General features: G+C 72.1%; 20 protein-coding genes. 19 read left to right on the top strand and 1 reads right to left on the bottom strand.

The window, feature by feature from the left end; translation table 11 throughout:
- Positions 1-322 precede the first annotated feature (322 nt).
- The 19 genes from MICAU_RS30455 (at position 323) to MICAU_RS30365 (ending at position 15,747) form a co-directional block, all read left to right on the top strand.
- The gene (locus MICAU_RS30455; RefSeq protein WP_013289198.1) at positions 323-1,009 is read left to right on the top strand and encodes a hypothetical protein; all 687 of its coding nucleotides are present in this window, start codon (positions 323-325) and stop codon (positions 1,007-1,009) included.
- The gene (locus MICAU_RS30450; protein WP_013289197.1) at positions 1,006-1,311 is read left to right on the top strand and encodes a hypothetical protein; all 306 of its coding nucleotides are present in this window, start codon (positions 1,006-1,008) and stop codon (positions 1,309-1,311) included. The genes MICAU_RS30455 and MICAU_RS30450 overlap by 4 nt, the downstream gene beginning before the upstream one ends.
- Positions 1,298-1,690 (top strand): hypothetical protein, encoded by a 393-nt coding sequence (locus MICAU_RS30445; protein WP_013289196.1) that lies wholly within the window; start codon positions 1,298-1,300, stop codon positions 1,688-1,690. Before MICAU_RS30450 ends, MICAU_RS30445 begins: the two co-directional genes overlap by 14 nt.
- Positions 1,691-1,848: 158 nt before the next feature.
- Complete coding sequence (locus MICAU_RS30440) at positions 1,849-2,760, top strand: hypothetical protein (protein ID WP_013289195.1); 912 nt, start codon at positions 1,849-1,851, stop codon at positions 2,758-2,760.
- Between the two features lie 88 nt (positions 2,761-2,848).
- Positions 2,849-3,526 (top strand): GGDEF domain-containing protein, encoded by a 678-nt coding sequence (locus MICAU_RS30435; RefSeq protein WP_013289194.1) that lies wholly within the window; start codon positions 2,849-2,851, stop codon positions 3,524-3,526.
- A gap of 99 nt (positions 3,527-3,625) precedes the next feature.
- On the top strand, positions 3,626-4,192 hold the full coding sequence (locus MICAU_RS30430) for a hypothetical protein (protein ID WP_235437554.1): 567 nt from the start codon (positions 3,626-3,628) through the stop codon (positions 4,190-4,192).
- Positions 4,193-4,431: 239 nt separating this feature from the next.
- Positions 4,432-4,830 (top strand): hypothetical protein, encoded by a 399-nt coding sequence (locus MICAU_RS30425; protein WP_013289192.1) that lies wholly within the window; start codon positions 4,432-4,434, stop codon positions 4,828-4,830.
- Positions 4,831-4,890: 60 nt separating this feature from the next.
- Complete coding sequence (locus MICAU_RS30420; RefSeq protein WP_013289191.1) at positions 4,891-5,814, top strand: hypothetical protein; 924 nt, start codon at positions 4,891-4,893, stop codon at positions 5,812-5,814.
- Between the two features lie 210 nt (positions 5,815-6,024).
- Positions 6,025-6,438 carry a hypothetical protein gene (locus MICAU_RS30415; protein WP_013289190.1) on the top strand — a complete coding sequence of 138 codons (414 nt, stop codon included), beginning with the start codon at positions 6,025-6,027 and terminating at the stop codon, positions 6,436-6,438.
- A 128-nt stretch (positions 6,439-6,566) separates the two neighbouring features.
- A complete protein-coding gene (locus tag MICAU_RS30410) occupies positions 6,567-7,655 on the top strand; it encodes a M23 family metallopeptidase (protein ID WP_013289189.1) in 1,089 nt (362 codons plus the stop codon).
- Between the two features lie 91 nt (positions 7,656-7,746).
- Positions 7,747-8,415, top strand: coding sequence for a hypothetical protein (locus MICAU_RS30405; RefSeq protein WP_013289188.1), 669 nt, complete (start codon positions 7,747-7,749; stop codon positions 8,413-8,415).
- A 77-nt stretch (positions 8,416-8,492) separates the two neighbouring features.
- Positions 8,493-9,590: a DUF4314 domain-containing protein gene (locus tag MICAU_RS30400; RefSeq protein WP_013289187.1), complete on the top strand. Its 1,098-nt coding sequence runs from the start codon at positions 8,493-8,495 to the stop codon at positions 9,588-9,590.
- Between the two features lie 107 nt (positions 9,591-9,697).
- Complete coding sequence (locus MICAU_RS32890; RefSeq protein ID WP_013289186.1) at positions 9,698-10,180, top strand: hypothetical protein; 483 nt, start codon at positions 9,698-9,700, stop codon at positions 10,178-10,180.
- Between the two features lie 343 nt (positions 10,181-10,523).
- Positions 10,524-11,690, top strand: a complete 1,167-nt coding sequence (locus MICAU_RS30390; protein ID WP_013289185.1) for an AAA family ATPase — start codon at positions 10,524-10,526, stop codon at positions 11,688-11,690.
- A gap of 37 nt (positions 11,691-11,727) precedes the next feature.
- Positions 11,728-13,365 (top strand): VWA domain-containing protein, encoded by a 1,638-nt coding sequence (locus MICAU_RS30385; protein WP_013289184.1) that lies wholly within the window; start codon positions 11,728-11,730, stop codon positions 13,363-13,365.
- A 293-nt stretch (positions 13,366-13,658) separates the two neighbouring features.
- Positions 13,659-14,264: a hypothetical protein gene (locus MICAU_RS30380; RefSeq protein WP_013289183.1), complete on the top strand. Its 606-nt coding sequence runs from the start codon at positions 13,659-13,661 to the stop codon at positions 14,262-14,264.
- Positions 14,261-14,803, top strand: coding sequence for an HAD domain-containing protein (locus tag MICAU_RS30375; protein WP_013289182.1), 543 nt, complete (start codon positions 14,261-14,263; stop codon positions 14,801-14,803). Before MICAU_RS30380 ends, MICAU_RS30375 begins: the two co-directional genes overlap by 4 nt.
- A gap of 97 nt (positions 14,804-14,900) precedes the next feature.
- Positions 14,901-15,293, top strand: coding sequence for a hypothetical protein (locus tag MICAU_RS30370; protein WP_041799146.1), 393 nt, complete (start codon positions 14,901-14,903; stop codon positions 15,291-15,293).
- Complete coding sequence (locus MICAU_RS30365; protein ID WP_013289180.1) at positions 15,286-15,747, top strand: DUF4262 domain-containing protein; 462 nt, start codon at positions 15,286-15,288, stop codon at positions 15,745-15,747. Before MICAU_RS30370 ends, MICAU_RS30365 begins: the two co-directional genes overlap by 8 nt.
- 345 nt (positions 15,748-16,092) lie before the next feature.
- Here the strand turns inward: MICAU_RS30365 and MICAU_RS30360 are convergent, their stop codons facing one another.
- Positions 16,093-16,638: a hypothetical protein gene (locus MICAU_RS30360; protein ID WP_013289179.1), complete on the bottom strand. Its 546-nt coding sequence runs from the start codon at positions 16,636-16,638 to the stop codon at positions 16,093-16,095.
- Positions 16,639-16,647 lie beyond the last annotated feature (9 nt).

Raw genomic sequence — 16,647 nt, 5'->3', positions numbered from 1 at the left:
CGACCTCATCGAGCAGCTCCGCCGCAAGCAGCACTGGCCATGGTGCCTTGACCATCGCCACTTGCGATGACCAGCGCAACCGTTCCGGCCATCCACGTGTCCGAGGCGCCGCACCTCGCCTGAGCCCGCCGGCCGCCCCAGGCGGGGGCGCCGACTGCGCTACTTGGCCGGGCGAGACGGCCGCTCTTTCCCTCTTCCGGGTCCAGCGCGGCCTCGGATCCGGCGAGCGCCTGTCACCAGGTCGTGGTCACACCCCCACCCAAAGCCAGCGGCGACCAATCCCTGGTCGCCGCCGTCACCCTGTCTGAAGGGACAAAGCAACATGACCCAACTCCCGATCTGCCCCGTGTGCACCGAGCCGGTGACAGACCAGCCCGCCGAGGACTGGACCAGCGCCTACCGCGGCGGCGCCGCCCCGTGGTGGCATCTGGCGGACAACACGCCTATCTGCGCGGCTGCCGACGGCAGCTACGCCCAGGCGGCCTTCGTCGAGGACGGGCTCCCGGTCGACAGTGAGACCGGCAGCTGGATTGACGCGATGGGCCACCTGTTCGCGATCGAGGGCCCCTACAACCCGGCCCGGCTGGGCAGCGCCATCACCGCAGCCGAGCACCTCATGCGCTGGCTGCACACGGCCACCGGGCCATTCAGCGCGATGCTAGCCCTCCCGACGCCCTCCGACGTCGCGTCCCTGATCGGGCACCTGCACCGCACCACGCGGCTGCTCGCCCGGGTGCACGCACAGACCGGGTCCTACCTGCTCGACCAGGCCAGCCAGGCACACTTCACCGGCCTCGACGACGACAGCGAGGTACGCGACGAGGTCATCGACGTCGGCACGTGGCTGCAGGTCGCAGCCAACTGGTCCGCCCAGGCGGCGCAGGAGACAGGTGCCGCCTGGTCCAGCGCACGCAAGATCGCTGCCCTGACCACCTCCGCCGGGCGAAGAGGCGAGGAGGGATCGCCCGCCACCACCGCCGGCATTGAGCCCCCGGAGGAGCAGCAGTGACCAGCGGCAGCGCCCACGCCGGCGAAGGCGCCGACACGCCGCGGGACACGGCACTGACCGACCGCAGCTTCGGCGTGCGCAGGGGAGGCTACGACCTTAGCGGGATCCCGCCGCGCCGGCGGCAGGTCCTCGACGACCTGGGCGCCGGCCGCCGCGACCCGGACCCCGGCCGGTCGGCGCCACGCCGGCCGAGACCAGCCGATCTGGTTCCGCCGTGGCGGTGCCCCGGCCGCCCGCGAGCGCAGGGTGCCCGGCTCGACCCGGTCGAGTGGCCGGTGGCGGTGGCCGATGCCCACTGCTGACTACACGCCGCCGCGAGGCAGCACGGCCCTGTTCTCCGGCCGGTGGCTGCGCTACGAACCGGTCCCCGGCTTCCACCGCTACTACGAGGGCTACCTCGCGACGGTGACCGGCTGGTGGAACGGCGCCTTCGAACTCACCCTCGACCGCGAGGCGGTGACCGCCCTCGCCCAGACGTTCGCCGCGATGGGCAACTACGTCGGCGGTGACTGGCACACCGTCGACTTCGACGGGCACACCCTCACCGTCGCCCGGCCGGTGTCCCTCGGCGGCGGCGTCCACCTCGTGCAGCCCACCGCAGGGCGGTACCGGATCGGCTGGGGCCTGCCGTGGCGCCCGGTCGACCCGAGCCGCTGCGACCGCGTCTTCGGCCACCCGTAGCCGCCCGACCCAGCACCACGGGGCGCGCAAGGCCCCGGCCGAGCGTCGACGCGTCGGCGGGATCCGGTCATCGCACTTGATCTCGAAGCGCCGTCGAAGCGTGCATGGAAGCACGCCACATCCCGGCATATCGAACAGCAGCCCCAAGGGGAGGACAGATGGACCACACAACCGGCCAGACTCCGGCGCCCAGCGCCCTGGACAAGGTCGCCGCAGCTCTGGCAGAACTCGGCCAGGAAACGGCCGCCGCGATCGCACAGCGCGCCGGCGTCGGCTACTCGACGGCCACCAAGCGGCTTCGCAAGCTGGAGGAAGACGGCCAGGCCGAACCGTTCCGCGCCGCCGACGGCCGCACGCTCTGGCGGCACACCGCGAACGCGGCGGCCAGCACTGACAGCGGCGACCCGCCGGCCGCCACGACCGACGCCAGCGGCGACCCGCCCCACGCACCCGCACCGAGCGACGACGACGCGAACGCGCCTCAGGGATCGGACGAGCCCCCCGCACCAGCGCAGGAGACGGGCGCCGCCGTAGCGGCGGAATCCGACGACGGGTCAACCGGCATCCAGCCGGACGACGCACTCCCACCAACGCCGGACAGCGACGCGGATCGGCCGACCCCACAGGACCAGCCGGCTCAGGCGGACAGCGGCCTGAGCGAGGCGACAACCGACGCCGAGGCCACCCCGGCTGACGCCGAGGCTCCGGTCGCGGCCGACACATCTGGTGAGGCAGATTCCGAGCCGAGCACGGACCCGGAAGGCAGCGACGGCTCCACCGGGCCCAGCAGCCCAGCCGAGGCTGCGAGCGCGTCGGGTGGCGGGAATCCACGCCGGTCCAAGGGCAGCCTGCGCGGGGCCATCCTCGACGTGCTCGAAGCTCATCCCGACCAGGCGTTCAAGACCAGCCAGCTGTGCAAGGCCATCGACAAGGCCAATGAGGGCAGCGGCTCGGCCAAGGCCAGCGCGGGCGCGGTCGTCAACGCCGTGCACAAGCTTGTCGCCGACAACCTCGCCGTCCAGGTGGTCGAGAAGCCAGCGGCCTTCCAACTCGCCCCGAAAACCAACTAACCCGTTGATCTGGTAGCCCGGGGCGGGCGTCGAACTTGGCGGCTCACGCCCGCCCCGGTGCTCCTTCACCGACAAGGAGCGACATCGAGTGTCTCATCTGACCTCCTACCTGACCGCGGCCGGCGGAGTCCTCGCCGGTCTCGCCGTCGCAGCGGCACTGCTCGTCCGGCAGCGGCGGATCATTTATCACCAGCGACAGGCGCTGGCCGCCCGCGACCGCGACCGGTCGCACTGGCACCGGCTGGCCACGCGCAACGACACGACCGGCCTGCCGAACCGGCGGGCCCTGTGGACCCACCTCGAGGCCACGTTCTCGCTCGGGGAACCGCTAGGGCTCGTCCTCATCGACCTCGACCGGTTCAAGCAGGTCAACGACACCTACGGCCACGAGCACGGCAACGACCTGCTGCACGAGGTCGGGCGCCGCCTCAGCGTTCTCGGTCCGTCGGTCGCCCTGGCCGCGCACCTGTCTGGCGACGAGTTCGCCCTCGTCGTGCACGGCGACGACGGCGAGGTCGAGACCGCCGCCCAGGCCGCCCACCGGCGCATCTCGAAGCGCCCCTACGAGATCGCCGCCCAGCAAGTCACCGTCACCGCCAGCGTCGGCTACGCCGCCGCCGAACCCGGCATGTCGCCCCGCGACCTCCTGCACGCCGCCGACCAGGCCATGTACCTGGCCAAACGCAAGCGCTGCGGCATCCGCGCCCACGACCCTCACCACGCCACGCCGCCGTGTCCCGTCACCCGCTACCGGGACCTGCGGTAACACGCACCCGGCGCAGCACTCAGCCTCCGCAACCACCTGGAGCCCCGCAGGCCGATCGGCCTGCGGGGCTTCGCGTCCGTCAAGGAGCCGATCCCCGTGATGTCCTTCAACGCCGTCCACACCCTGACCGGGTGCCTGCTGAACATCGAGGCCGGCACTGACCTTCGCGGCTGGGGCCGCCCGCCTCTCCTGCTGCTCGTGCAGGACCGGCCGGTGCCAGCAGCACCTAACGGCACGAGGCGCCAGATGCGCGCCGTGCACCTACCGCTGAACGACACCCACATGGGCCGCTACCGCGCTGGACTCGCCGATCTCCTGCCGGATCTCGCCGCCGCGCTCGAGGTCAACCAGCCGGTCGCCAGGCCCGCCCTGGCCGCCTGCGTCGACATCAGCCTGATCGCGGACCTCCTCGCCGATCCCACTCCCGGACTTCGACTGTTGGCCTGGGCCGTCTGCTACGAGGACGTCCTCGTCGAGCCCGACGACCTGCACGAGATCCGGCGCATCGACGCGGTCGACGCCGACCGCCGCGGCTACCAGATCACGAGGCTGCGGGGCGATGCGCAGCCCGTGGTCTGCATCGACGATCAGCTCGACCACGACGGCACGGCGACCATCCGCCCTGGACTGGCGCGCCTCGTCGAGACGACGTGCCGGCCCGGCTGATCCACGCCGACGCCCTCCTGACAGCCGCCGACGCCAAGCCGACAACCGCCCCTCCCGACCTTGTCCCCGCGCGTCGAGCGCAGTGCCCTCCACACCACTTCCGGTAGACGACTTGACCTTGGCCGAGAGAAGAGCGTCGATCACACCGGTCACTGTTTCGAGCCGGCCATCAGGCACAACACGCTCGGCCTTGGTCGGACGGTGACCCTGCCCCGGAACCCGACGAAAGGTCACCCGCCATGCCTGACCGCAGCCGAATCCGCCCGTCTCACCGCGCCCTGCTCCCCGGCGACGTCACCGACCCCCTGCTGTGGCGGCTGGCCGTGGACGTCCTCACCGCCCACCAACCCGGGCCCGGCGACCGGTGCGCCAACCTGCAGTGCGCCGACCAGGTCGGGCCGTGTTCGGCCGCCCGGCAGGCACAACGGGCGATGCGCGCCGCGCGACGGCCACGCCTGCCGCAGCCGACTCCTAGCCGGGAACGAGCGCCACAGCGGCCAGTCCGCAACTCCGGCGGATTCGTCGGCTGGTTCACCGCCGGTCTCGCCGCCACCGCCACGCACCTGCGATCGCGGATTCCGCAGCGGCTGCCTCGCCGAGTTCCCGGCGCGACCCTGACCGCCGCGTACGCCGCGTAGGTCCAGCCCACGCCGCAACCCCCCACACGCCACGCGAACCCGATCAGGACGAGGAGCCCCATGACCTTCCGTACCGAGACCAGCCTCGTCGGATACGCCCGAGCCGCCGTCGAGATGAAGACCCGTATGCACGAGTACTGCGCCAGCACCGCCGGCGGCGAGTACACCCGAGCCTTCGTCGAGACCCTCCTCGCCAGCCTTCCCGACGACGACACCGCTTACGCCCACCAGGAACTCGTCGGCGTCATCAACCGTGCCAACAGCGCAGTGTGGGCACAGAGTGAGGCATACGTCCTCGCCCCCGCCATGACCGCCGTCGTCGCGGCAGCGGCCCAAGCCCTCGACCTCACCGGCGACCTGCTCACCGCCGACGCCGCCCCCACCGACAGCGGCGTGCTCTTCCTGCCCGAACCGATCTACCACCGCAACCTGATCGGCCAGGTCAGCGGAATCGCCGCGATCACGTGGGCCACCATCGCCTCCCCCAGCGGACGGTCATGGCTGATCTGCGGCTGGGCCGACCGGGACGACCCCGAGGACCCCCACGCCGCCCGCATCCAGGGCTACGCCCACCAGGATCCGACGCTACGGTCCCGGCTGGGTCCGTACGTGCTGACGAACCTGGACAGGCTGCCGATCGCGGCGCCCGTGCCCGCCGTCGCGCCCCCGGACGTCGACGAGCCCGACCGCGACTGGGAGACCGCACCCGACGGCCGGTGCGTGATCGCCGACGCCGCCGCCCGCACCCGCGTCTGCGCGGCGATCGCCTACGCGTTCTGGCGCATCCAGGCCCAACCCATCAGCGTCGCCGCGCCCGCGCCACTGGACCGGCCCGCGCGCCGCCGCGCCGCCCGCGCCCGCATCGTGCACGACACACGCGTCGTGATGCTGCGGCGCACCTCAGCGTTGACCGAACCCGCCGACGGACCCGCCAGGTGGCACTACCGCGTCCGGTTCGTCGTACGCGGTTATGGCGCCGCCTGACCGACAAGCACGGGCTGGCGCGCCGGATCTGGATACACGCCCACATCAAGGGACCGGGCGACGCGCCGCTGCTGCACGGCGAGAAAGTCGCCGTCCTTGCCCGCTAGCCGCAGCACCCAACCGACACCGACGACCGCGTGGCCCACCACGGCCGCGCGGTCGTCGCCGTGCCCGTACCTCGACACCACCCCAGCACGAGGAGACAGACCCGTGGGAACCCCCTGCTACGTCGGCGCCGCCGACCCCGCCCAGCCGAGCATCGTCCGCGCCCGCTACGTCCATGCCGACGGCTACCCCTCATCTCTTATCCCGCAGCTGCGCGGCATCTGGGCCAGCACCGCCCACCGCGACACCACAGCCCTCATCAACGCGGTCCTCGCCCACGACTGGGACCACCTCGAAGCCGACGTCACGCCCGGCCCGGCGTCGGTGCCTGGCCGACACCCGGTCGCGGGAGTCGGCGTGACGCTCGACGACACCAGCCAGGAGCCGGCCACCGTCTTCCCACTTCACCGCGCCACCGACCTCGCCGCCTCGTGGATCTACCTGATCAACCCCGCCGACGACACCGTCACCGTGCACAGCGACGACGGCGACCCAGTCGGCGCCTACCCCCTCGACTGACGAGCCAGGAGAACCGCCGTGCCCAGCTCCGCGCCCCGCAACCGGCCGCAGCCAGCCACGCCGGACCACACCGCCGCCACGCGAGCACGCCGAACCCGCCGTCCCAGTACCGGCCGCCGGAGGCCCGGATGAAGCTCCGATCCCTGGTGTCGCTCGCCGTCGCGCTCGTCGCTGTGGTCATCCTCTGCGCCGGCGGCCTCGGCGGATTCCTCGGCGGCAACGCCGCCGCCGGATGCATCCCCGCGTCCGCATCGCCCGCCGCATCACCATCACCGTCGACGTCCCCGCTCGGACCGCCCGCCGGGTGGCCGGCGATCGGTGACTGGGACAGCGACCAGGTCGGCAACGCCGCCGCGATAGTCACCACCGGCGCCCGCCTCGGGCTACCCGCCCGCGGCTGGGTGATCGCGGTCGCCACCGCCATGCAGGAGAGCACGCTACGCAACCTGGCCGGCGGCGACCGCGACTCGGTCGGGCTGTTCCAGCAGCGCCCCAGCCAAGGGTGGGGCAGCCCCGCCCAACTCCAGGACCCCGTCTACGCGTCGGAGAAGTTCTTCGGCAAGCTGGTCACGATCAGCGGCTGGCAGACCATGCCGCTCACCGAGGCCGCCCAGGCCGTGCAGGTCAGCGCCTTCCCCGACGCCTACGCGAAATGGGAGACACCGGCCACCCAGCTGGTCACCGCGATCGCCGACACCGCCGGCCTCCCCACCGACGGCCTGGCCGGGTGCGGGGCCACCGGCCCGTGGACGCAGCCGGTCCTCGCCCCTGTCGGATCAGGGTTCCGTACCGGTGACCGGCCGGGCCACGACGGCGTCGACCTCAGCGCCCCGCGCGGCACCGTCATCCGCGCCGCGTCCGCCGGGACCGTCCGCACCGTGCGCTGCAACGCCGTCCACGCCGACACCGGCGCCGAATGGGGCTGCGACCGCGACGGCCACCCCGACCTCACGCGCGGGTGCGGCTGGTACGTCGACATCGACCACGCCGGTGGCCTGCTCACCCGCTACTGCCACATGGACCAACCCCCGATGGTCACGATCGGGCAGCCGGTCGCCGCCGGCCAGCCCATCGGCGTCGTCGGCTCCACCGGCCACAGCTCCGGCCCGCACCTGCACTACGAGGTGCACCACAACGGCGATGCCAGCCCGAACGGCGCGATCGACCCGGTGTCCTTCATGGCGGCTCAGAACGCCCCGCTCGGCACAAGGCCCTAGAGGCGATGCCGGCGGATCCATGGCACCCAAGCTCGGCTGCCGTCCCGCCCGGGGACGACCGCCGCAACCCCACATTGAGGAGGAAAGGCACGTGAGCACACCCACGCTGATCGGCGTTGCCGCGTTTCGCGGCAGGTACACCGCCCGCTTGATCCAGTTCGGCGAGGGTCCGGAGGTTCTGGTGCCGCTGCTGCGCCGGATCTGGACCGACACGTTCGGTCGTGACACCGACGCCATGGCCGCCGCGCTGCTGGCCCGCGACTGGTGGTCCCTTGCGATCAACCCCAAGGCCCGGCGCTGGGACCGGCAGCCGCCCGTGCCCGGGCTGGGCTACCCGGTCGTCACCGAGGACGACGCGATCCGGCGGGGCTCGCTGCGGGAGCACCTCGACGGGTTCCTCGAGTGGCTGTATCTGCTGCACCTCGACCAGCGGCGGCTGGTGGTGTACGAGGCGACGGTCCACGGCCGTTGGCTGCGGCACAGCGCCCACCACCTCGACCCGGTCGAGGACCTGTTCGTCACCACACCCGCCCTCGACGGCGGCCCGGAGATGACGGTGTGCACCGTCTGCGGCGCGGTCGACGAGATCGACCACGTCGAGGTGCCGTCCATGGCCGGCTACGGCTACGACACCGCCACCAGCTGCACCCGCTGCGGCTCCTCGGTCGCCACCGACCCGATGTTCGGCGACCACGTCGTCCGCAAGCCCTGGCCGCCGCAGCAGCCCGCCACCGGTGACGCGACGGGCAGCGCCAGGTGAACACCGACCACATGCCCGCTCCGGCCGCCGATAACGGCCGCCCTTCCACCGACCCCGACGACCGATCGGAGACCACCATGACCAGCTATAAGGCCGGCCAGCGTGTCGTCCTGGTCCGCACCAGCGACCCGCACACCCTGCTGCGCCCCGGAGACACCGGCACCGTCCGCCGCCACGACCAGCGGCACAACATCGTCGAGGTCACCTGGGACAGCGGCTCGACACTGTCGATGTGCCTCGACGCCGGCGACCGCATCGCACCGGTCACCACCACCCCGCCTCGCCCCGGCGGCCTGGTCGGCGAGGCCACCCGATGGGCCGCCGCGCTGCAGCGGATGCGCGCCGCCGGCACCGAGGCCGGACGCACCGCCGCCGAGTGGTGGGCGCAGGACACCATCGGCGCCCGCGTCGGCGGCGACACCCGCCTGGCCGCGCGCCGAATCCTCGCCGGCATTGCGGACGGCGATCCCGCCGTCCTCGACGCCCTGCCCCACTTCTCCTCGGCGGGAGAGTCGGTCGACATCGCCGGGTGGGAGCTGTTCGCCGACGCCACCGGCGACACCACGGGCTGGTTCGGGCTGCGCATCCAGCAGCGCGACGAGGCGATGGCCGTCTACCGCGACGCCTACGACACCGCCGCCACCGACCGCGTCGCGGACCTGTCTCACCTCGCGGCCAGCCCCACCGGCCGCGACGTGTCCCACCTGCACCCCGACCGGGTCCGTATCGGCGACGTCGGCGTGTTCGCAGGCGACTGGGCGCGCACCACCGGCCCCGACGGCGACGACCGGATCGAGGTCGGGTTCGTCGGCACCCTGATCGACCACTGGAACGGGTGGGCGGTGTTCTCCTGCACCCGCCCGGTGGCGGAGGCGATCGTCGCCGACCAGCAGCGCCACCGCGACCGGTACCGCGACCGCCTGCGTGAGCAGGGCGTGCCGGCCGACGACCTGGACCGGCGGGTCGACGCGGATCTGGCCGACCTGTCCTTCGACGGCGACGTCATCGTCGCCGACCAGCGCGCGCTGTCCGACGACCCGGACGCCATCGAACGCATCACCCCCGACGGCGACGGCCGGTACGTGGTGATGGGCCGCAGCTGGTGCTGGGAGGCCGTCGACCCGTACGCCTGCGACCGGATCGTCGGCGACCTGCCCGACACCGACCAGGCATAGGCCGGCACCCCCAACCAGACCCCGCCGCGCCTGCCGAGGCTGAGCCGAATTCGGCGGCGGCATCCGACACACCCCACGACAGGCAAGACCAACAGGAAGGAAACCCAGTGACCGTCCGTACCCAAGAGGAGATCGTCACCCGGATCTGGGCTCTGCGGGCCGACCGCGGGGACATCTTCGGCTTCCGCGAGGAGGTGCTCGTGGAGGCACTCGACCTCGACCACGCCCGCCAGGTCATCGCCCCCCGACACCCAGGCGAGTGGACCCAGCGGGTCGACCACGAGACCTACGCCCGGGACTACCTGCGATTCGCCGTCGGGAAGATCCTCGACCACCGCAGCAACTCGGCGAGCCGGTCGGTGGACAAGCTCAGCGAACTCGCCTGGCTCCTCGGCCGCGACGACATCGTGGCGGCGATGGACCACCCCGGCTACCCGATGTACGGGGCGCCCAAGGTCAAGGCGTTCGCCGACGGGTTCGGCTGGCCGTTCCTCGACGACCTCGACGGCGACGACAGGCTGGCCCTGGCCCGGATGGCCGAGGGACAGCAGTGCGACCCGCAGGGCTGCGAACGGGGCTGCGCCGACTGACCACGAGCCCGCCGCCAGCACCACCTCCCGCTGCCACGGTGCACACGTAGTCAGCCGGCGCTCCCGCACCCGCGCACCCATTCGACTTGATCGATTGGCCTGGCGGAGGTTCCATCGTCGGCGCCGACACCGCCCGCGCGGCCTCGACACCGACCAGCACGTACCAGCGGCGACCTGACGTGTCGCCGTAACCCTTCAGCACCACCAGGGGTGGGGTCGCCGACCTGCCCGGCCCCGATGAGGGCCGGCAGGGGTTGACCCCGCCCGTCTCCGCTGTGCGGTACCCACCGCCCGCGCACCCGGAGACGGGTGCGCGGGCCCGACCCCGAATCGAGGCAATCCCATGACCACACCACACCCACCGGCAGGTTCACCGCAGAACGATCCGGCCCCGACCAGCGGCACCGCCACTCCCACCACCGGCGCGGGCTCCGGCCGGTCCGGCTACCTCTACCGCAAGGTCGCCCTGCACCTGGCCGACCACGCCGACCAGATTCTCAAGGTCGGCGAGATCACCCGGGCGATCGGGGCACCGTCGTCCGGGGCGGTGTTCGAGGCGCTGAAGAAGATGGCCGCCGCCGGGCACGCCACCCACCACCGCGACCCGCACCACCGCTTCCAAATCACCCAGGCCGGCATCGACGCCGCCGGCACCCTCCCACCCGCCGCACCCCGCACCCGCTCCAGCGGCAGTGCTGGTGGTGGCCGGCAGGCGCGGCCCGCGCCGGTACCGCGACCGAACGGGACGCTGTACCACCCGCGCCGGCTCGGCAAGGGCTGGGACGTCGAGGAACTCCGGCGGCTGCGCACCCAGCAGGTGCCCGTGCTGCTGTACGGGCCGCCTGGCACCGGGAAGACCGCCATGGTCGAGGCGGCCTTCCCCGACCTGCTGACCGTCGCCGGCACCGGCGACACCGTCGTCGACGACTTCCTCGGCTCCTACAACCCGGTACCCGGCGGCGGCTACGAGTTCATCCACGGACCGCTCGTCACCGCGATGCGGGAGGGGCGGGTGCTGCTGGTCGACGACGCCACCCTCATCCCGCCCCGCGTCCTGGCCGTGCTGTACCCGGCCATGGACGGCCGCGGGGTCATCACCATCCCCGCCCACGGCAACGAGACCGTGGAAGCCGTCGACGGGTTCTACATCGTCGCCGGCCACAACCCGGGCGTGCACGGCGCGGTCCTCACCGAGGCCCTGGCCTCCCGGTTCACCGTCCACCTGCACGTCACCACCGACTGGGACCTCGCCCGCCAACTCGGCGTCCCCAAGCAGGTCGTGGCCGCAGCGATCGACCTCAACGCCGACCTCGCCGCCGGCAAGACCATGTGGGCGCCGCAGCTGCGCGAACTGCTCGGCTTCGTCAAGGTCCGCGACCACCTGGGCATAACCGCCGCCCTGGCCAACCTGGCCGGCATCGCCCCCGAGGACGCCCGCGACGACGTCACCGCCGCCCTGTCCCGACACACCGGCACGCCCATCACCGCGCTCGCCCTCGGCAAGCGCTAACCGCCATTCACCTCAGATTTCTGGAAGGAGCCAAGCCGTGTCACACCCCAGCACCCACCTCCAGCAGGGCGCACCGCCGACGCCGGCCGGCGCCAGCGACTGGCATGACTGGTCCGCGGCGTGGACCAAGCACGTCCCGCTGCTGACCGGCCGTACCGACCTCACTGTCCTCGTCGCCCCCGGCGCCGCCGGGAACGCGCCCGAGTGCTTCTACCCCGACCTCAACCGGATCGAGGTCGACGCCACCTACATCGCCGAGCGCCCCGACGTCACCGACCCGGCCAAGGCACGGCACAAGCGCCTCGTGCCCACCGGCTACGGGCTGCTCGTGCACGGCGCCGCGCACGCCGCGCACAGCCGCTGGGCCACCCCGCCCGGCACCCCGCCGATCCTCGCCGCTGTCGCCGACATGTTGGAGGAATCCCGGGCTGAGGGACGCCAACGCGCCCGCCGCCGGGGCGACCGCCGGTGGTTGCGCCACATCGTGAAGACCCTCCTCGACCCCGGCGACGCGGCCGTCGACGACGCGTGGCACGCCGGGCAACTCGCCGCCCTGCTCCTGGCCCGCGTCGACGCCCGCATCGTCACCAGCAAGGACGTCCGCCCCGTCCGGGCCGCCGTCACCGGCGTCCTCGGCCGCAAACGCCTGCGGCAACTGCGGGACATCTGGCGGGAGGCCCACACCTGCGACGACGCCGATGCCGACACCATGATCTGCCTGGCCCGGCGGTGGTGTCAGGTCCTCTGCATCGACGCCGACCAGCAATACGACCCGCCCGTGCCGGACGCCGGCCTGTTCCCTGGCAGGCTCGCCGCGGCCCTCGTCGACTACCTCGCCGTCGCCGCTGGTGTCACCCCGACCGAGTACGCGACGGCGCTGCTGGCCCACCGGCACAGCCCACCAGCGGAGTGGACCCGCACCGACCCGACCGAGCAGGAGCACCGCGCGGCCCGCGACCTGTCCCATCGGCTGCGGCAGGCCCGCACCCGCCACCCCGAACCCGGCCGGCGCCCCTCGGCGATCCCACCCGGTCGGCTCCGGACTCGGCAGGCCATCACCGCCGAAGCGCAAACCGCCGCCGGGCAACTCCCAACCGCCGCCCCGTGGCAGCAGCGCGCACAACTGCCGCCCGAGAAACCCCGCCTGCACCTGGCGATCCTGGTCGACCTGTCCGGGTCGATGAGCCGCTACACCGAGGCGATGTCCTCCGCAGCGTGGATCTTCGCCAACGCGGCACGCCGCGCCGAGGCGACAACCACCACCATCGGGTTCGGCGACCGCACCACCGTCCTGGTGCCCCCACGCACCTACCCCAGGCAGGTGATGCACATGCGCACCGGCCTCGCCACCGCCACCTTCCCGGAAGCGGTCAAGGTCGCCGACCAACTCCTCGACCTGCGCCACGGCCGCACCCTGCGGATGCTCGCCGTCGTCTCCGACGGCTACCTCGACGACATCCCCGCCGGGCAACAACTCGTCACCACCCTGCACCGCGCCGGCTGCGCCGTGCTGTGGCTCCACCCCGCCGACCCGCCCACCGGCGGCGAGCCGACCGACCCGGACCAGGTCTGGGGGCACACCTTCACCCACGCCACCACCCTGACCGTCACCGACCCGACCGAGGCCATCGCGGCGATCGCCGACGCCGCCGTCACCGCACTCACTCAGGCCTGAACCCCGGCCGAGCAGGCCCCGATCCGGCAGCCAACCAGTCCCAATCCGCGCCGCGGCGCTGCGCGCCGGCTACGGCCCGCGCAGCGCCGCACGCCGGGATCCACGACATACCAGGGCCTGGAATGCGGGGCTGCCCCAGGCGGCCCCACCCGCATCCCGCGGAGGGCCGCTGCCGAACGGCCTCACTGCTGCCCCGCGACTTGACCACCCCCCGCCATCGAAGCGTGCATGCATCGCGTCCTGACCGACCCCGGGTCCGGACGCGGTACGACGCTGCCCAACAAGGAGTTCTCATGCGTTACGGCACCGACGACGAACACCCCTTCGACACCGACAACCGCGCCTGGCGGCGCCTCAGCGACGTCACCAGCGAACACTTCGACACGATCACCTGGACCCGGGACCCGGACGGACGGCCGGTCCTACTCACCCTGCGCGACATGCGCACCGGAGACACCGTCACCCTCGCCGTCCTCGACTCCCTGGAGATCCGCGACCCGCACGCGCTGCTCGCGGTCCACACCAGCGGCGAGCTCGGCGCCCACGGCCCCACCAGCGGCGCCGACGCAGCCCACTCCCACGCCGCCACGCTCAACAGCACCACGCTAGCCCTGACCAGGCCCGTACCGCTGCACGACCCCGCCGTCACGGATCTACCCGCCACCAGTTGGGTCGACCTACCACCCGACCTCGCCCACGTCCTGCGCCCGGCCCTCGACGACGCCCGCACCGCCGTTCTCGTTCTGCTCGACCGCACCGACGGCAGGCTCGCCGCCATCGGCCCGTTCCCCACCCACGCCGCCGCCGACACGTGGCAACCCGCCGACCGGCCCGGCCACACCGCCGACCGGCTCACCGTGCCCCTGCACCCGATCACCATCGAGCAGGCCCAGCCATGACCAACACCCGACCGCTGGCACACCCCGCCTCCTCACCCATCGTGGCCATCGACGTCGACGGCGTCCTCAACCCCGCCAACCCGGCCCACGCCGAGACACTCGGCTACCGGCCACACCGCTACGACGGGCCCGCCCCCGACGGCCGGCACGTCACCGGCACCGTCTGGCTGAACCCCCACCACGGGCCATGGCTGCGGGAACTCGCCGAGCACGCCCAACCGGTGTGGTGCACCAGCTGGAACCACCTCGCCGCCACATGGATCGCGCCACGGCTCGGCCTACCGACCACCTGGACGCACGTCCCCGTGCACGCCGGCGGAATCCGCTTCGGCCACCAGAACAAACTCACCGACCTGTATGCCTGGGCCGCGCGACGGCCACTCGCCGTCCTCGACGACGAGTTCGGCGGCAAGGACCCCACCACCGCCGACCAGCGCACCGCCAGCGGCGCACCCACCCTGCTGCACCCGGTCGACCCGTACCACGGGCTGCGCCGTGCCGACGTCGCCACAGTGCTGACCTGGCTGGGTCAGCTCTGACCAGGCCATACCGGCACCGAGGAACTCCGTTCACCCGGATCCGCAGGGCCCGCATCCACGCATGCGGGCCCCGCGCCGCAACGAGATGGAGCTGACTATGGACAGCATGTTCAAACCCGCCGACGAACCGGACGCCGACCGGTCACCCCGACTCAACGTCGGCGACCCGGAACTACGCAAGACCCGACGACTCGCCCGCGAGTGCGACACCTGCATCTTCAAGCCCGGCAACCCGATGCACCTCGACCCCGGCCGGCTCAAGCAGATGGTGACCGAAGCGCGCGGCGACGCCGGCTACATCATCTGCCACTCGACGCTGCCCTACGCCGGCAGCCCGGTCCCGCCCGCGCTCTGCCGTGGCTTCGCCGACCGCTACCGCACCTGGCAACTCCAGGTCATGGAACGACTCTGGGGCTTCGTCGACATCGAGCCACCCGACCCGGACCCCGCCCGCACCCCCGGATGCCCAGGAGACACCCACCATGCGTGACATCAACGACTTCCTCCGACGCCAAGACCAAATCATCGACACCACCGGCTGGGCCGTCACCCACGTCCTGCCCACCGACGACGACCCCGACACCACCGCCCCGTTCGCCTATACCGTCGGACTCACCGCCTACGACTACCCCGAACTGATCACCGCCGGACTGCCACCCGAGGTCGCCCACAGCCTGCTCAACGACCTGGCCCGCCGGGTCTACGACAAGGCCGAACGGTTCACCCACGGCCAACGCATCAGCGACCTCATCGCCGACTACGACGCCATGATCATCGACGGGCCACCCACCGACGAACTGCTACCCGCGATGGCGATCAACCGCTACGGCCGCGACCAGATCCGCCTCCAGCAGATGGTGTGGCCCGACCAGGAGGGCCGGTTCCCCTGGGACGACGGATACAACTTCGACCGGCACGCACAGCCGCTGATCGCGCAGCTGTAACAGGGCAGGCCAACTGCGGTCCACCGGGATCCGGGCGCCTCTACCGGCGCTCGGATTCCGGCCACGACCGGATGCGCTGGCCCACGTCGGCTCGTGCTGTGCCGTCACCGATGTCAAGGCCGTCGCTGGGATCAACACACCGTTAGCCAGTCACTCAGCATTAGCGAATGCCCGGCTTTCCCGGCGGCTCGCCGGGCATGGAGTGAGAAGGCGGCTCTCTTTTTGTTGGTGGCAAAGTACGGCTGGGTGCCAGCTGATGCCTGTACCGTGCGCAAGCGCGGGCCATGTCGACGGCCGATCGATGACCGCGCTGCGGGGCCGAGGCACGGCACGCCGCGACAAGATCTACCGTTGCTTCTGACCACCGAGCTGGTAGAGAGCAAGGTCTACCTGACGCGCTGACCATTCGTAACCTTGGCCGGCTAACTCGGCGCGACATCGCTCCACCAGCGCCAGGTAGCGACCGTAACGACCCGGCCGGTTGTCGAGCATAAGGCCCAACTGCTGCAGGCCTGAATGCGCTCGACTGTCGTATACGGCGAGCCGCGTCGGTGCCGCTACAAAGCACACGACCGATGCCAGGGCATCTCCGTTGCTGAAGCCTGGCAGTGGTGTGAGAGCGGAGCGGGCGGCCACTGCTGCCTCCGCAACCGTTCGTGACTCGTCCTGTGCCGCGGTGACGGCCCGCTCGGTATGCTGCCGGATCTCCTGCTCAGGGCAGCTCATCAGACGCGCCATCCAAGGGGTGTCCGCGCGTAATCGCTTCCAGGCGCTCAGAGCCCCCAGGTCGAGCTTGCCCAGACTCCCGGCATCAGCCACCCGGGCGATGACCTGCTTGATGACCTCGTCGTATGCCGTACTCACCTCGATGGCGTACAGCTCGGCGGCCATGACTAGCCG

The organism is Micromonospora aurantiaca ATCC 27029 (genome assembly GCF_000145235.1).
Taxonomy (GTDB): Bacteria; Actinomycetota; Actinomycetes; order Mycobacteriales; family Micromonosporaceae; genus Micromonospora; species Micromonospora aurantiaca.
Note: the sequence above shows the minus strand (reverse complement) of the source record. Positions and strands in the feature narration are given on the sequence as shown.